This window comes from Pedobacter sp. AC379 (assembly GCF_979258145.1).
In genome coordinates, this window is the sequence record NZ_OZ409839.1 from 5,715,316 (window position 1) to 5,729,703 (window position 14,388).

General features: G+C 38.3%; 10 protein-coding genes. 1 reads left to right on the top strand and 9 read right to left on the bottom strand.

Annotation, left to right across the window (positions count from 1 at the left end):
* Window positions 1–5 precede the first annotated feature (5 nt).
* The 9 genes from ACZZZW_RS24550 to ACZZZW_RS24590 form a co-directional block, all read right to left on the bottom strand.
* Window positions 6–1,793 carry a cytochrome c oxidase subunit I gene (locus ACZZZW_RS24550; protein WP_055903276.1) on the bottom strand — a complete coding sequence of 596 codons (1,788 nt, stop codon included), beginning with the start codon at window positions 1,791–1,793 and terminating at the stop codon, window positions 6–8.
* Window positions 1,794–1,909: 116 nt separating this feature from the next.
* A complete protein-coding gene (locus ACZZZW_RS24555) occupies window positions 1,910–3,142 on the bottom strand; it encodes a cytochrome c oxidase subunit II (protein ID WP_055903277.1) in 1,233 nt (410 codons plus the stop codon).
* Between the two features lie 69 nt (window positions 3,143–3,211).
* Window positions 3,212–4,435: a quinol:cytochrome C oxidoreductase gene (locus ACZZZW_RS24560; RefSeq protein WP_463497400.1), complete on the bottom strand. Its 1,224-nt coding sequence runs from the start codon at window positions 4,433–4,435 to the stop codon at window positions 3,212–3,214.
* A 16-nt stretch (window positions 4,436–4,451) separates the two neighbouring features.
* A complete protein-coding gene (locus ACZZZW_RS24565) occupies window positions 4,452–5,057 on the bottom strand; it encodes a c-type cytochrome (RefSeq protein ID WP_463497403.1) in 606 nt (201 codons plus the stop codon).
* Window positions 5,029–5,565: a DUF3341 domain-containing protein gene (locus tag ACZZZW_RS24570; RefSeq protein ID WP_055903280.1), complete on the bottom strand. Its 537-nt coding sequence runs from the start codon at window positions 5,563–5,565 to the stop codon at window positions 5,029–5,031. The genes ACZZZW_RS24565 and ACZZZW_RS24570 overlap by 29 nt, the downstream gene beginning before the upstream one ends.
* Window positions 5,566–5,567: 2 nt before the next feature.
* Complete coding sequence (gene nrfD / locus ACZZZW_RS24575) at window positions 5,568–7,040, bottom strand: NrfD/PsrC family molybdoenzyme membrane anchor subunit (protein WP_055903281.1); 1,473 nt, start codon at window positions 7,038–7,040, stop codon at window positions 5,568–5,570.
* A 26-nt stretch (window positions 7,041–7,066) separates the two neighbouring features.
* Window positions 7,067–10,102, bottom strand: coding sequence for a TAT-variant-translocated molybdopterin oxidoreductase (locus ACZZZW_RS24580; protein WP_055903282.1), 3,036 nt, complete (start codon window positions 10,100–10,102; stop codon window positions 7,067–7,069).
* A 48-nt stretch (window positions 10,103–10,150) separates the two neighbouring features.
* Entirely contained in the window at window positions 10,151–11,455 is a 1,305-nt protein-coding gene (locus ACZZZW_RS24585; RefSeq protein ID WP_055903283.1) for a c-type cytochrome, read from the bottom strand.
* Window positions 11,456–11,710: 255 nt separating this feature from the next.
* A complete protein-coding gene (locus tag ACZZZW_RS24590; protein WP_055903284.1) occupies window positions 11,711–12,691 on the bottom strand; it encodes a deoxyhypusine synthase family protein in 981 nt (326 codons plus the stop codon).
* Window positions 12,692–13,200: 509 nt separating this feature from the next.
* On the opposite strand from ACZZZW_RS24590, the gene ACZZZW_RS24595 reads away from it, so the two are divergent.
* On the top strand, window positions 13,201–14,331 hold the full coding sequence (locus ACZZZW_RS24595) for a BamA/TamA family outer membrane protein (protein WP_055903285.1): 1,131 nt from the start codon (window positions 13,201–13,203) through the stop codon (window positions 14,329–14,331).
* Window positions 14,332–14,388: the final 57 nt, after the last annotated feature.

Sequence of the window (14,388 nt, forward strand, 5' to 3'; positions counted from 1 at the left end):
TTAAACTAGCCCTTGTTTTCTTCAACAGGGTTAGCTAGTTCCCAGTCTTGCTGTATTTTTTCTGCTTCAGCATTTCCTTCAAAATCGTGAGGTAAATTAGAGCTCATGGTTTGAGAAAAAGGAACAGTTTGAGGAATAAAGTCCGCATCATGTCCTGGTTTGCTATAATCATATGGCCATCTGTAAACAGTTGGAATTTCTCCTGGCCAGTTACCATGTAGGTGTTCTACTGGTGCAGTCCATTCTAATGTATTAGATTCCCAAGGATTTTGAGGAGCTACTTTTCCTTTAAATATTGAGTAGAAGAAGTTAAACAAAAACGCTACCTGAGCAAGTGCGGCCATTATAGCTGCCCATGTTACAAAAACGTTAACTGTTAACCATTTCTTCATAAATTCGAACTCAGTAAATGCATAGTAACGACGAGGTACACCATCTAAACCTAAGAAGTGAAGCGGGAAAAATACCAGGTAAGCTGCAATGAAAGTTAACCAGAAGTGTAAGTATCCTAGTTTAGCATTCATCATTCTACCGAACATTTTAGGGAACCAGTGATAAACACCTGCAAGCATACCAAAGATTGCTGCAGATCCCATTACCAAGTGGAAGTGGGCAACAACAAAATAAGTATCGTGTAAGTTAATATCCAAAGATGCGTTTCCTAAAAAGATACCAGTTAAACCACCAGAGATAAAGAATGAAACCAAACCGATAGCGAATAACATTGCAGGCGTAAAACGGATGTTACCACGCCATAATGTTGCTAAATAGTTAAAGGTTTTTACTGCTGACGGCACAGCGATGATTAATGTTGTAATCATGAAAACACCACCTAATAATGGGTTCATACCGGTTACAAACATATGGTGACCCCATACAATAAACGATAGTACGGTAATACCGATTAAAGAGTAAACCATTGCATGGTAACCAAAGATTGGTTTACGTGAGTTTACTGAGATAACCTCAGATGAAATACCCAACGCTGGCATAATTACAATATATACCTCAGGGTGACCTAAGAACCAGAATAAATGCTGCCATAAAATTGGAGAACCACCTTCATTCGGTAAAATATCAGTTCCCATTACGATATCTGACAAATAGAAACTTGTTCCAAAACTACGGTCGAATACCATTAAAACTACCCCAGCTACAAGAACAGGGAAAGATAAGATACCTAAAATAGCGGTTAAGAAGAAAGCCCAGATCGTTAAAGGCATTTTCCAAAGGTCCATACCTTTAGTACGCATGTTTAAGATTGTACTAACGTAGTTGATACCACCCATTAAAGATGATGCTACGAAAAGTACCATACTTACCAACCAAAGTGTCATACCCATTCCTGATCCAGGCATTGCCTTCGCTACTACCGATAATGGCGGATAAACCGTCCAACCACCGGATGCCGGCCCTGTTTGAATAAAGAATGATGACATCATGATCACACAAGCCATAAAGAAAAACCAGTATGAAAGCATGTTTAGGAATGGCGAAGCCATATCTCTGGCGCCAATCTGAAGTGGAATCAGTAAGTTACTAAAAGTACCACTTAACCCGGCAGTAAGTACAAAGAATACCATGATGGTACCATGAATGGTAACCAAAGCAAGGTAAAAATCTGGTTTAATACGGCCACCTTCTGCCCATTTACCTAGAAATGTTTCTAAGAAAGGGAAATTTTTATCTGGCCAGGCCAATTGAATACGGAATAAAATTGATAAGCCCATTGCTATTACCGCCATAATAATACCGGTAATCAAAAATTGCTTAGCAATCATTTTATGATCCATACTAAAGATGTACTTTGAAATCAAAGTCTCTTTATGATGCCCATGATCAGCGTGATCGTGATTGTGTTCGTCGTGTAATGCTATTGTTGACATAATTCGTTCGCTCCTGCTTAATATTATTTATTTAAAGCCATTTGGTTAGTTTTTACAGCTGCTGAATCTTTAGCTGCTGAATCTGCTACTGATTTTACAGGCGCAGGTGCCACTGGCAAATTAAATTGTTTTCTTAAATCATCATTTAAGTATGTTTTCTGCTCAGCAATCCAAGTTTTATACTCGGCTTCAGAAACTACACGTACAACTTTCTGCATGTTGTAGTGACCGGCTCCACAAATTTTAGCACATAAGAAAAGGTACTTAAAGTTAGGGTCGTTAGTTTCCTGCTGCATTTCAGCAGTAGTTTTAGTAGGTGTAAACTCAAAAATTGTTCTCATACCTGGTACAGTATTTAACTGAACCCTGAAATGAGGCATATAAAAACTATGAATTACATCTTTACTGGTTAAGATTAACTTAATTGGCTTTCCAACCGGAAGAACCATCTCATCAGCCATCTCATCATCACGGGAGTTTAAATCTTTAAAATCGATACCCAATGGATTGGTTGGCGTTGTTAATTTGTAATTTTTGTTACCCACAACACCATCAGCTCCAGGATAGCGGATAGACCATTTAAACTGTTCTGAGGTTACTTCAATTTGTAATGGCTTGTGGTTTGGATCTTCAACTTTGAAGAAAATCGATCTCCAGGTTAAGAAACCCATCAATACCAATACGGTTAATACCAAAGCCGGAACAATTGTCCAGATTTTTTCGATTGTATTGTTATGTGGATAGTAGTAAGCTTTTCTTTTAGCTGAGTATTTGTAGATATAAGAAAATCCGAATAATAAGATGTGTGTAACCACAAACACAATTGTGGTGATGATTAACGTTAAATTAAACATCTCATCTATTTTCTTTCCATGCTCTGATGCTGCAGCTGGAAGTAACATTGCGCCGTGCACCGTATATTCCCAATATACACCATATAAACCGATTACCAGAAACAGTGCAAATAAGCTTGCATGGATTCTGTTCCAGTTAATACCTACAGGTTTACCTTGTGCCTCACGGCTCAATTCATAAACTCTTATTGCTTTACCAATAATTGCAATGAATAAGCATACGGCAAGGAAAACCAGAATATAAAATATCACAGATTTATAAACCTCGCCCATATCAACTTTCGGTGCCGCGGCAGCACCTGCTGCTGCATCTTGCGCAAATACGCTAGTGTTTGCAAAAACAGTAATCAGTACTGCTAAAGCTGCGGTCGTTTTATTCGTTATAAACTTTCTTAAACTCATTTTCTTAAAAGTAGTACGCTGTACTGCTAATTATAATAATAATTAAATATTTGCTCTATCCTGTCACCACTATAGTTGATGATGCAAACTTTCTTGTAATAATGGGTGATTCTTTGCAATTAAAGGTTTTTTGCTCAGTGATGTTAATACTGCAAAGGTAAACAATCCTACGAAACCTATTGCAGTACCAATTTCAATAATACCAAAACCATTATGACCATCTTCTACCGCTCCTGGCATAATCATTTGGTAGTAATCTACCCAGTGACCTAACAATACCACGATAGAAACGAATAATAATTTCACATCTGTTCTTTTGTTATCCCTATCCATTAACAACAATACCGGCGCTAAGAAATTCATTGCAAGGTTTAAGAAAAACCAGAATTTGTAATATTCAAAACGTTTGTAGAAGTATATAGTTTCTTCGGGCATGTTCGCATAATAGATCAATAAAAACTGAGCAAACCATACATATGTCCAAAAGATAGAGAATCCGAAAATAAACTGACCTAAGTTATGCAAATGGCTATTGTTAACCCATTGCATGTAACCCGCTCTTCTTAATAAGATGATGATAATTGCGATAGTAGCTAAACTGCTTACCCACATTGCTGCGAAGTTATACCAACCAAACATAGTTGAGAACCAGTGTGCTTCTAATGACATTACTGTATCGAAAGCAAAAATAGGAGTTGTAAAACCATAAATTACCAAGAAAATACAAGCATTTTTAAAGCTTTTTCTGTAAGAATTTAAACCTCCTGCTAAATCTTCATTATAAGAAAACTTAACAAACATGATTGAAAAGATGCTATATACACCTAAAAATACTACCTGGCGACCTAAAAAGAAAGGTACATTCAAGAATACTGATTTACCTGCAATGATAGAATCATAATTAGCACTGTTCGGATCTGTTAATCCATCAGCATGCCAGTGGTGATATAAATTGTGTGTGTACAAACCTGCCGAAATTACTACAATAAGTATTACAGCTGCGATAGGCAATGTTTTTGCCATAGCTTGAGGTACACGTAAAATTGATGCAGACCAACCTGCTTGAGCTACATATTGAACAGCCAGGAAAAATGTACCAGACATACATACGCATGCAAAGTAATATGCCATAAGCAACAGGTTGGCAAAAGTACGCTCGTGCATCACTTTATCACCAGCAAAGAAGCCATAACCGATAGCTAAAGCACCTAAAATGATGCCAACTATACTCAATGTTTTTACTTTACCTGTAAACTCAAACTGTTCACTAAAATTAATATTGTGAGTTCCCATTTATATTCTGCTTTACTTATTGTTGTTTTTGTAATTCCTGAACATACATCACTACTTTCCAACGATCTGTCGGAGTAATTTGTGAAGCATGCGAACCCATGTTATTTACACCGTATGTAATGGTGTGGTAAATTTTACCGGCAGTAAGTGCTTTCATTTCTCCACCTCTTGACGAACTTCCTGAGAAGTAAGAAGGTACACCACTAAATTTCTCAATTTTAACCAAGTGTCCTTGTCCATCGCCTTTTTCTCCGTGGCAAGGGCTACAGAAAACTTTGAACAAGTGTTGCCCTTGAGCCAAATTAATAGTATCAACTGGTAAAGGGTTAACCATGCTTACACCTGCTGCTTCATACCCTTCTTTGGTATTAGGAAATTCATCATACTCATTAAAACCTACAGGTTTAGTATGTGCAGGTGGCAACTGTGCAGTTTTACCATCTTTAAAATTCTTATTTGGCTGATCCGGATTGTAAGCAATCGGATCATACATGTTTCTGGCATATTCTAAGCCAGTACTGCGTTTATCTTTACAAGCTGAAAAGGTAGCTGCAAAAGCGATAGCTAAAAACGCCGTGTAAACAAATTTATTCTTATTCATAGCTAATGTACTTCCTTTCATTATACTTTATTTCTAAAGCACCTGCATCTTTTAATAATCCATCAATTACAGTATGTTCCAAATTGTCTTTTGCATCAACTGCAATCACAAAACGGTCATCAGTAGCTCTTAAATCCATCACACGTGGTGCTCTTCCTGGAAATAAGTGAGTGGATGCATAATAGGTTAACACCATACCGAAAGCACAGAATAATACTGTAAGCTCGAACATTATCGGAATAAAATCCGGCAATGCGAATGATGGTTTACCACCTATGTTTACTCTCCAATCGATTACTGCGCAGAAATAAATCAAAGCGAATGCACAGCAAGTACCGGTAATACCAAAGCAAAATGCTGCGATATCGATTCTAGATCTTTTAATTCCTAATTTGGCTTCTATTCCGTGTATAGGCATTGGAGTATATACATCATGGATACTGATGTTATTTTCCTGAAGTTTTTCGATGCCGTGCATCATTTCGTCAGGATCACCGAAACTGCCTAAAATATATTTGATATCACTCATTGTTATATTTTTGCGTAATCTTCTTGTTTAACACTATCAAATTTCTCTAAAGACTCTACGTATTCAGCAACGTATTCTTTATTCTCATGCCCTTCTTTAATCTGTTTCATTTTGGCTTGCTCACTTGCAGTTTTCAATAATAATTTAACCTCTGCAATAGCGATTGATGGCAATACCCTTAAGAACAATAAGAATAAAGTAAAGAATAAACCAATTGAACCAACAAATACACTTACATCAACCCATGTTGGATAAAACATTGCCCAACTTGATGGAATATAATCACGGTGCAATGAAGTAACGATAATTACGAAACGCTCAAACCACATCCCTACGTTAACTACGATTGATAAAATCCAGGTAGCACGGATGCTTAAACGGATTTTCTTAAACCATAACAGCTGTGGTGAAATTACGTTACAGGTCATCATCATCCAGTATGCCCACCAGTACGGACCGGTTGATCTGTTGATAAATGCATATTGCTCGTACTCAGAACCTGAATACCATGCGATGAAAAACTCTGTTAAATAAGCTACACCTACAATTGATCCTGTTAAGATGATGATTTTATTCATCGATTCAATGTGGAACATGGTGATGTAGTTTTCTAAACCCAATACTTTACGTGCAACCAATAATAAGGTTAACACCATCGCAAAGCCTGAGAAGATCGCCCCTGCCACAAAATATGGAGGGAAGATTGTAGTGTGCCATCCTGGTATAACCGATGTTGCAAAGTCCATTGATACAATGGTGTGTACCGACAGTACCAGTGGTGTAGAAATACCTGCTAAGATTAACGACACCGCTTCGAAACGTTGCCATGTTTTAACACTTCCACTCCAACCAAAAGAGAAGATAGAATAAATTTTTCTACGTGTACCTACTGCACGGTCGCGGATGGTAGCAATATCTGGTAATAAACCTGTGTACCAGAATAATAATGATACAGAGAAATAAGTTGAGATTGCAAACATATCCCAAACCAATGGTGAGTTAAAGTTTACCCATAATGATCCGAACTGATTCGGTAATGGTAAAACCCAATAAGCTAACCAAGGGCGGCCCATGTGCGATACTACATAAGTAGCTGCACAAATAACCGCAAAGATTGTCATCGCCTCAGCAGAACGGTTAATTGAGTTACGCCAGTTCTGACGGAAAAGTAATAGTACTGCTGAAATTAGTGTTCCAGCGTGACCGATACCTACCCACCATACGAAACCGGTGATATCCCATGCCCAACCTACTGTTTTATTTAATCCCCATGCACCGATACCGTTCCAAAAGGTATAGCTTACGGCTACCACCCAAAGTAAAGCACCTAATGAAGCAAAGGTGAAACCAATCCACCAAGCCTTGTTTGGCTTGTTCTCTACCGGGCCTAAAATATCATCCGTAATTTTTGCATACGTGATGTTATCTCCGGTAATTAATGGTTCTCTAAGTATTGATTCGTTATGTCCTGACATAATTTGTATTTTCTTTATACTAAAGCTTACGCTTGTACTGTTGTATCTGTATTTCTAATTTTTGTCATGTATCCGATACCCGGTTTCACATTGATTTCTTCTAATACGTAGTAGATACGCTCAGAACGTAATGCTTTTGAAACCTCTGAATTTGGATCGTTTGCATCACCAAATACAATCGCATTTGCTGAACAAGCTTCCTGACAAGCCATTTTAATATCGCCATCTTTTAATGGACGTTTCTCCAATTTAGCTTGTAATTTACCACCTTGTATACGTTGAATACACATAGAGCATTTTTCCATTACTCCTCTAGAACGTGTAGTAACATCAGGGTTTAATACCAATTGGGTAAACTCGTTATTTAAATAGTTATCGAAACGAGAATCGTTCCAGTAGTTAAACCAGTTGAAACGACGAACTTTGTATGGACAGTTATTTGCACAGTAACGTGTACCTACGCAACGGTTGTAAGCCATGTGGTTTAAACCATCACTTGAGTGAACAGTTGCCAATACCGGACAAACTGTTTCGCAAGGTGCGTGATCACAGTGCTGACATAACATTGGCTGGTGAACAACAGAAACATGATCTAAGTCTTCTAACTTAGCAATTTCTTTTTCTCTTGTAACATCACCCTCTTTGGTTTCGTAGCTGTAATAACGATCGATCCGGATCCAGTGCATTTCACGACGACGGCGAACCTCATCACGACCTACAACAGGAATGTTATTTTCTACGTTACAGGCAACAACACAAGAACCACAACCTGTACAAGCATTCAAATCGATTGCCATAACCCAGTTGTTACCTGGTTTTTCATATTGATCCCAAAGATCGTAATCTTTATGTCCTTCACCTTTACCTGTTCCAGCAGCTGGATCTTTAAGGTATTCTTTAAAGGTAGCTTCACGGATAACGTTACGGCCCTCGAAAGAGTGGTGAGTTTGTGTTTGTGCCAATTCGTAATGACCACCTGTTGGGGTAATGGTTACTGAAGTAGCATATTGGAATGTTCCGTTAACAAAAGAAACAAAAGGGTAAGCATTTTTACCTACATCGTTACCAGCTTTACCAACTTTGGTACGGCCATAACCTAATGCGATAGATGCTGTTCCTTGCGCTTGTCCTGGTTGGATCAATACCGGAAGATCTACTGAATATCCGTTGCTGCCTTTAACAGTTACAACATCAAATTCTTTAACTTTTAATTTCTCAGCAAATTTTGGTGCCAGGGCAACAAAGTTATCCCAGGTTACCTTCGAAACCGGATCAGGTAACTCCTGTAAAAATGCATTGTTTGCATTTTTACCATCACGCATTGGGATGTTTTCGTAAACCTGCAATTCAACTTCTTTTGCCAGTGCTTTGCTGCTATTTACAACCGAAGTAGCAACAGCACCTAAAGAAAGCGTAAAGCTGTATGCGCCAGCAGTTTTTGCCGTTGCATTAATTACACCTTTTTCTAATACTTCATCCCATTTTAAACCTACAGCTGGTAACATTTTAGTTTCCCAGTTGCTACGTACAAACTGATAGTAATCTTTAACTGGTGCATCAGCCCATGTTAATAAACTTTCTTCTGCCTGGCGGCTATTGAAAACAGGATTAATGGTTGGCTGAACGATAGAATAATATCCTTCGTATGCATTTGCATCACCCCATGATTCTAAGTAGTTATGGTTAATAGCGATTGCATCACAAACTGAAGCAGTTTCATCTGCACGATCAGAGAATGAAATTTTTGCAGGAACCTTAGCCAATGCATCAGTAAATGCTTTTGCATTTGCGGCATCATAAACTGGGTTACTGTTTAAGAATAAAACAGCACCAACTTCGCCACGGCTCATTTCAGCAACTAAACCGTTAAATTCGGCATCGTTACCTGCATATAAATAACAAGGATTATCTAAATCGATAGTGGTACCATAACTTCCGATAGCGGCGTTGATGGCATTTACTAAAATTTGTGTAGAAACATCATTAGAACCACAAACAACAAGGCCTTTACCTTTTGCCTGTACCAATTCTTTTGCTACAAGTTTAATCACTTTATCAGCAGTGGTATTGTTGCCTAATGTTCCACCAGGTAAAGCAACACCTGTAATTGCATTGTACAAAGCAATTAATGCAGGTCCTTCTTCAGATAATTTTACCGGAACACGGGTATCTGCATTGGTACCTGTTAAGCTCATACCACTTTCGAACTGAATGTGGCGGCTCATTTTTTTATTTGCTAACGATTTATAGTTACGGTTATCAGTATACTGAGCAGTAAACTCTTCTCCGTTGATCCAGGTACCTAAGAAATCGGCACTGAAACTTACAATTAAATCAGCTTTATCGAAATTGTATTTTGGTAAAACGGCCTTACCAAAACTGTTTTGGTTAGCCTGGATAATACCAGTATATGAAACAGCATCATACTGAACCAATTTAGCAGCAGGATATTTAGTAATAAACTGTGCAATAACGGCATTGGTTGATGGGCTGTTTACTGTTGAAGCTACAATACGGATTTTCTTTCCGCCTGCCTGTGCTTTTGCCAACTCGCCTTTAACAAAGCTGTCGATTTTTGCCCAGGTAGTTTCTTCAACTTGCCCGCCTTTTACTAAAGCAGGTGCTTTTAGTTTAGATACATCATATAAATCTAAAACTGAAGCTTGTGCTCTTGCATCGGTACCACGGTTAAACTGACCCGCATTTGGGTTTGGTTCAATTTTAATCGGGCGACCTTCCCTTGTTTTAACCAAGATACTCTGGCCATTAAAGCTAGAAGTATAATAGTTAGGAATACCTGGAGTAACTTCTTCAGGTTTTACCAAATAAGGGATAGATTTTTTTAACGGGGTACTTTGGCAGGCAGCTAATGTAACGGCACCTAAACCAAAACCTAACGCCTTTAAAAAGTCGCGGCGTGGGGTAACGGTACTTAACCCTGCTTCATTTAAAACATCTTCTATTGGAAGTGGCTCGGCGAATTCGTTTTTGTTATTTTTAACAAAATCGGGTGTATTGTTATACTCCTCTAAGCCTTTCCAGTATTTTTTATTGCTTTCCATTTAAGCTATATTACTGTTTATCGAACGTTCTTACTAAACTCTAATCTATTAATAGTGGCATTTACCACACTCTAAACCACCCAATAAAGCTGGTGTGATTTTCTCGCCTTTTTTAATTTTCTCGTGCGCTTCGATAACCTTAGCGTAGAAAGCATTGTTTTTCTGACCAGAAATATCTGTTTCTTTATGGCAGTTGATACACCATTTCATGGTTAATGGAGAATATTGATAAATTTCTTCCATTGTATTAACCGGACCATGACAAGCGAAACATACAGGCTCTGTTGGTTGTAATCCTTTTGCTTTGCGAATTGCATCTTCTGCAACAACTACGTGCTGAGAGTGGTTGAAGTAAGCAAAATCAGGTAGATTGTGTACACGTACCCACTCCATTGGTTTTGATTTACTTTCATCATACTTCTGCGTTTCAGGATCATAACCTAAAGCATTATAGATTTTTTTGATCTCAGGAGAAATCTCACCATCATATTTATCTCTCGCCTGAACAGCCTTATGACAGTTCATACAAACATTTAATGATGGAATAGTTGCGTTTTTAGATTTAAATGCTCCGTTGTGGCAATACTGACAATCGATTTGATTGATACCAGCATGCAACTCGTGAGAGAATTTAATTGGCTGAACTGGCTGATAACCAGTGTGAACACCAGTATTCCACATGCCCATCCATCCCCAAGAGCCTAAAGCAATGATTAAACACAATATGAAGAACATTACAAATTTCTTGTTCTTGAACATTTTGCGCACACCAACTTTTAATGGCAATTCTTCTTCAACCTCGATACCTTGTTTCTGTAAGATCAAACGCTCTAACAATTTAGAGGCACGACCTAAGATAACCAAAATAACAACCGCTAATACAACGATAGCCACGATACCAACGATAGATAAACCTGAAGTAGAATCATCTTTAGGAGCAGCAGAAGCAGCACCACCAGCAGCATCTCCAGTTGGTTTTGGCTCACCTTCTTTAATGTAGGCTAGGATATCCTTTACTTTTGTTTCGTCTAACTCAGGGAAAGTAGTCATTGGTACTTTTCCATTTTCGTTAAACAATTTAACAGCGGCAGGATCTCCGGCAGCAATCATTGCGGCGTTGTTCGGGATCCATTTTAACAGGAACGCTTCAGGGTGACGATCGCTTACTCCTTCTAATGCCGGACCAACAACTTTGTGATCTAACGCATGGCACGAAGAACATTTTGCTTTGAAAAGCGTTCTTCCCTCTTTAGCATCCTGCGCATTTACGGTAGAAACCGCTATTACGGAAATTGCTGAAAACACGAATAACGACTTCCAAACGCTTTTTAAAATCATCGAGATATCTCTCATAATGAACACTTTATACTTATTTAATTTACTTTTTGTTGTGAAATTGATGCCTGAGCCCAGATAGCCCCATCAAAACTTGAACAAAAGTATAACTTATTAATAAATCCCATGACATAATAGTGACTGGAAATACAATTTATAATCATTCTAAACAAATGTCATTTCTAACCATTGAGGGCACAAAAATGCCCATTTTTGATCCGAGATCTTAAATGGGCATACCAGAAACCAATTTGGTTTATTAAAATGTTACGTTTATTGTTTTAATATCCAGGCAAACATCAGCGGCGCTACTATTGTTGCGTCACTTTCTACAATAAATTTAGGCGTATTGATATCGAGTTTACCCCAAGTGATTTTTTCATTCGGTACCGCACCAGAATATGATCCGTAAGAAGTTGTAGAATCAGAGATCTGGCAGAAGTAACTCCAGAAAGGAATATTTTCCATTTCCATATCCTGATAAAGCATTGGCACCACGCAGATCGGGAAATCTCCGGCAATACCTCCACCAATCTGGAAGAAACCAATCCCTTTGCCACCGCTATTTGCAATGTACCAATCAGCTAACCAACCCATATATTCAATTCCACCTTTCACAGTAGTGGCAGTAAGCTCTTTTTTCATCACGTATGAAGCGAAAATATTACCCATTGTAGAATCTTCCCATCCCGGAACCACAATAGGCAAATTCTTTTCAGCAGCAGCAAGCATCCACGAGTTTTTTGGATCAATTTCGTAGTATTGTTCCAAATCTCCACTTAAAAGCATTTTATACATAAATTCGTGTGGAAAATAACGCTCTCCTGCAGCTTCAGCATCCATCCATATTTTTTGAATGTGTTTTTGCAAACGACGGAAAGCCTCTTCTTCAGGAATACAGGTATCGGTAACACGGTTATAATGATTTTCTAATAAGTCCCACTCATCCTGCGGACTTAAATCGCGGTAATTTGGAACACGTTTATAATGTGAGTGTGCAACCAGGTTCATAATATCTTCTTCCAGGTTGGCTCCGGTACAAGAAATAATAGCCACTTTATCCTGGCGGATCATCTCTGCAAGTGAAATTCCCAATTCTGCAGTACTCATTGCACCAGCAAGTGTGATCATCATTTTGCCACCTTCATCTAAATGCGTTTCGTACCCTTTAGCCGCATCCATCATTGCCGCAGCATTAAAATGGAGGTAATTACGCTCCATAAACTGAGATATTGGTCCTCTAGTATTGCTCATTTCGTTTTGTATTGTTTTGCCGCAAAAATAGGCATTTCGGCCGAAAGGTAAAAGCGTTTTACGCTTGGGGCTTTGCGTTTAGCGTTAAATTAGTCCAAAGTCAATAGTTTTCAGTACAAAGTCGATTAAAATCAAAAGGCGCATTTCCCTCGCGATTGTCATCCTGAGCGTAGTCTAAGGATATTTTTTGAAAAGCAGTTGCAGCAGCTATTATTAAAGGTAATCCGGTTTCCGGTACTCGCCTTTGTATCGGGGCCTTTCTCAATCCGGTTTAGGTGACTGCTAGTACTGAACAAAGCCTAGCGATCATCTTCCTGAACTTGTTTTAGAATCTATGTAAAACAAATTACTTAATCGGGATATTTAATTCCAAGTTTTAAACCAGTTAAACAACAGTACAGTTGGCAATTTCAGGCACCAATGAACCATTAACTAACTGAACCATTGACCAAATAACAAATGACTATCGAACAAATAAACTATAATTAAATTTCCTTTTCTTTGTCGTGATGAAAAAATATTATCTAATTATTTTACTCGCGCTCATTTCAGGAAGTTCATTCGCACAAATGAAACTGATCAGGAAAATGCTCTCAAACGAAAAAGATACCACCCGTAAAGCGAGCTTTTTGCCATTACCGGCTTTTGGTTATAGTCAGGAAACAGGTTTTGAATTTGGTGTTGGAGCCATTTATTCTTTTTACATAGACCGTAAAGATACACTGAACCGCAGTTCAAATTTTGCCTTAAACACAACATACTCGACTAAAAAAACGGCTAATTTTATGCTTAAAGGCGATATGTGGACAAAAGGAAATAAATATCATTTTATTGGCGATATCCGTTTCAAAAACCAGCCTTTTAATTTTTATGGCATTGGCAACGACGCAAAAAAAACTGATGAAGATAAATTGGACCAAAAGATATTTAAAACACTTTTTGATGCTGAAATGAATACTTTACCTCAAGCCTATACAGGTGTTTCGCTTGGTTTTGAGAACTATCATTTTACAGATAAGGAACCTGGTGGTATATATAGTACAAACCCACAAATTTTAGATAAAGATGGTGGTTCAGTTGCCTGGATTGGTGCATCGCAAAGTTACGATACCCGGAATAGCAATAATTACCCAACAAAAGGCTTTTTTGGAAGGGCAACGTATCAATATGCACCCGATTTTTTTGGTGGCGAAAGTTTTAACGGTTCCCAAATTAAGCTAGATCTACGTGGTTTCTTCAGTTTACTACCTAAAGTGGTTTTAGGGGTTCAGGGCATATTTTATACCATACAAAGCAAAAACACCCCATTTTATTTATTACAACAATTGGGTAACGACCAAATGATGCGGGGTTATTACAGTGGCCGATACCGCGACGAAAACTTAATGGCCGCACAAGCAGAAATACGTTATCGTTTTATGAACCGTTTTGGAATTGTAGCTTTTGCAGGTACGGGTAAAGTATTTGCAAATGGTGAATTTAATGGCGATGGTTTGAAACCAAACTTTGGTGTTGGCGGGCGTTACTTTTTCGATCCGGCCAAAGGTTTGAGTGTTCGTTTGGATTATGGTATAGGAGAAAAACTACCAAATGAAAAACGCCAGGCAGGGTTTTATATTAGCTTAGCGGAGGCGTTTTAGCCACCGATCTACACAGATCAGTTTTTGCCACGGGAACACAGAAAGCACCCGCTTTAC

Bases quoted from the DNA above. Each gene is read 5' to 3' on its own strand.
- nrfD (WP_055903281.1), bottom strand. From the start codon at position 7,040: ATGTCAGGACATAACGAATCAATACTTAGAGAACCATTAATTACCGGA.
- ACZZZW_RS24595 (WP_055903285.1), top strand. From the start codon at position 13,201: ATGAAAAAATATTATCTAATTATTTTACTCGCGCTCATTTCAGGAAGT.
- ACZZZW_RS24560 (WP_463497400.1), bottom strand. From the start codon at position 4,435: ATGGGAACTCACAATATTAATTTTAGTGAACAGTTTGAGTTTACAGGT.
- ACZZZW_RS24555 (WP_055903277.1), bottom strand. From the start codon at position 3,142: ATGAGTTTAAGAAAGTTTATAACGAATAAAACGACCGCAGCTTTAGCA.
- ACZZZW_RS24590 (WP_055903284.1), bottom strand. From the start codon at position 12,691: ATGAGCAATACTAGAGGACCAATATCTCAGTTTATGGAGCGTAATTAC.
- ACZZZW_RS24565 (WP_463497403.1), bottom strand. From the start codon at position 5,057: ATGAAAGGAAGTACATTAGCTATGAATAAGAATAAATTTGTTTACACG.
- ACZZZW_RS24580 (WP_055903282.1), bottom strand. From the start codon at position 10,102: ATGGAAAGCAATAAAAAATACTGGAAAGGCTTAGAGGAGTATAACAAT.
- ACZZZW_RS24570 (WP_055903280.1), bottom strand. From the start codon at position 5,565: ATGAGTGATATCAAATATATTTTAGGCAGTTTCGGTGATCCTGACGAA.
- ACZZZW_RS24550 (WP_055903276.1), bottom strand. From the start codon at position 1,793: ATGGATCATAAAATGATTGCTAAGCAATTTTTGATTACCGGTATTATT.
- ACZZZW_RS24585 (WP_055903283.1), bottom strand. From the start codon at position 11,455: ATGAGAGATATCTCGATGATTTTAAAAAGCGTTTGGAAGTCGTTATTC.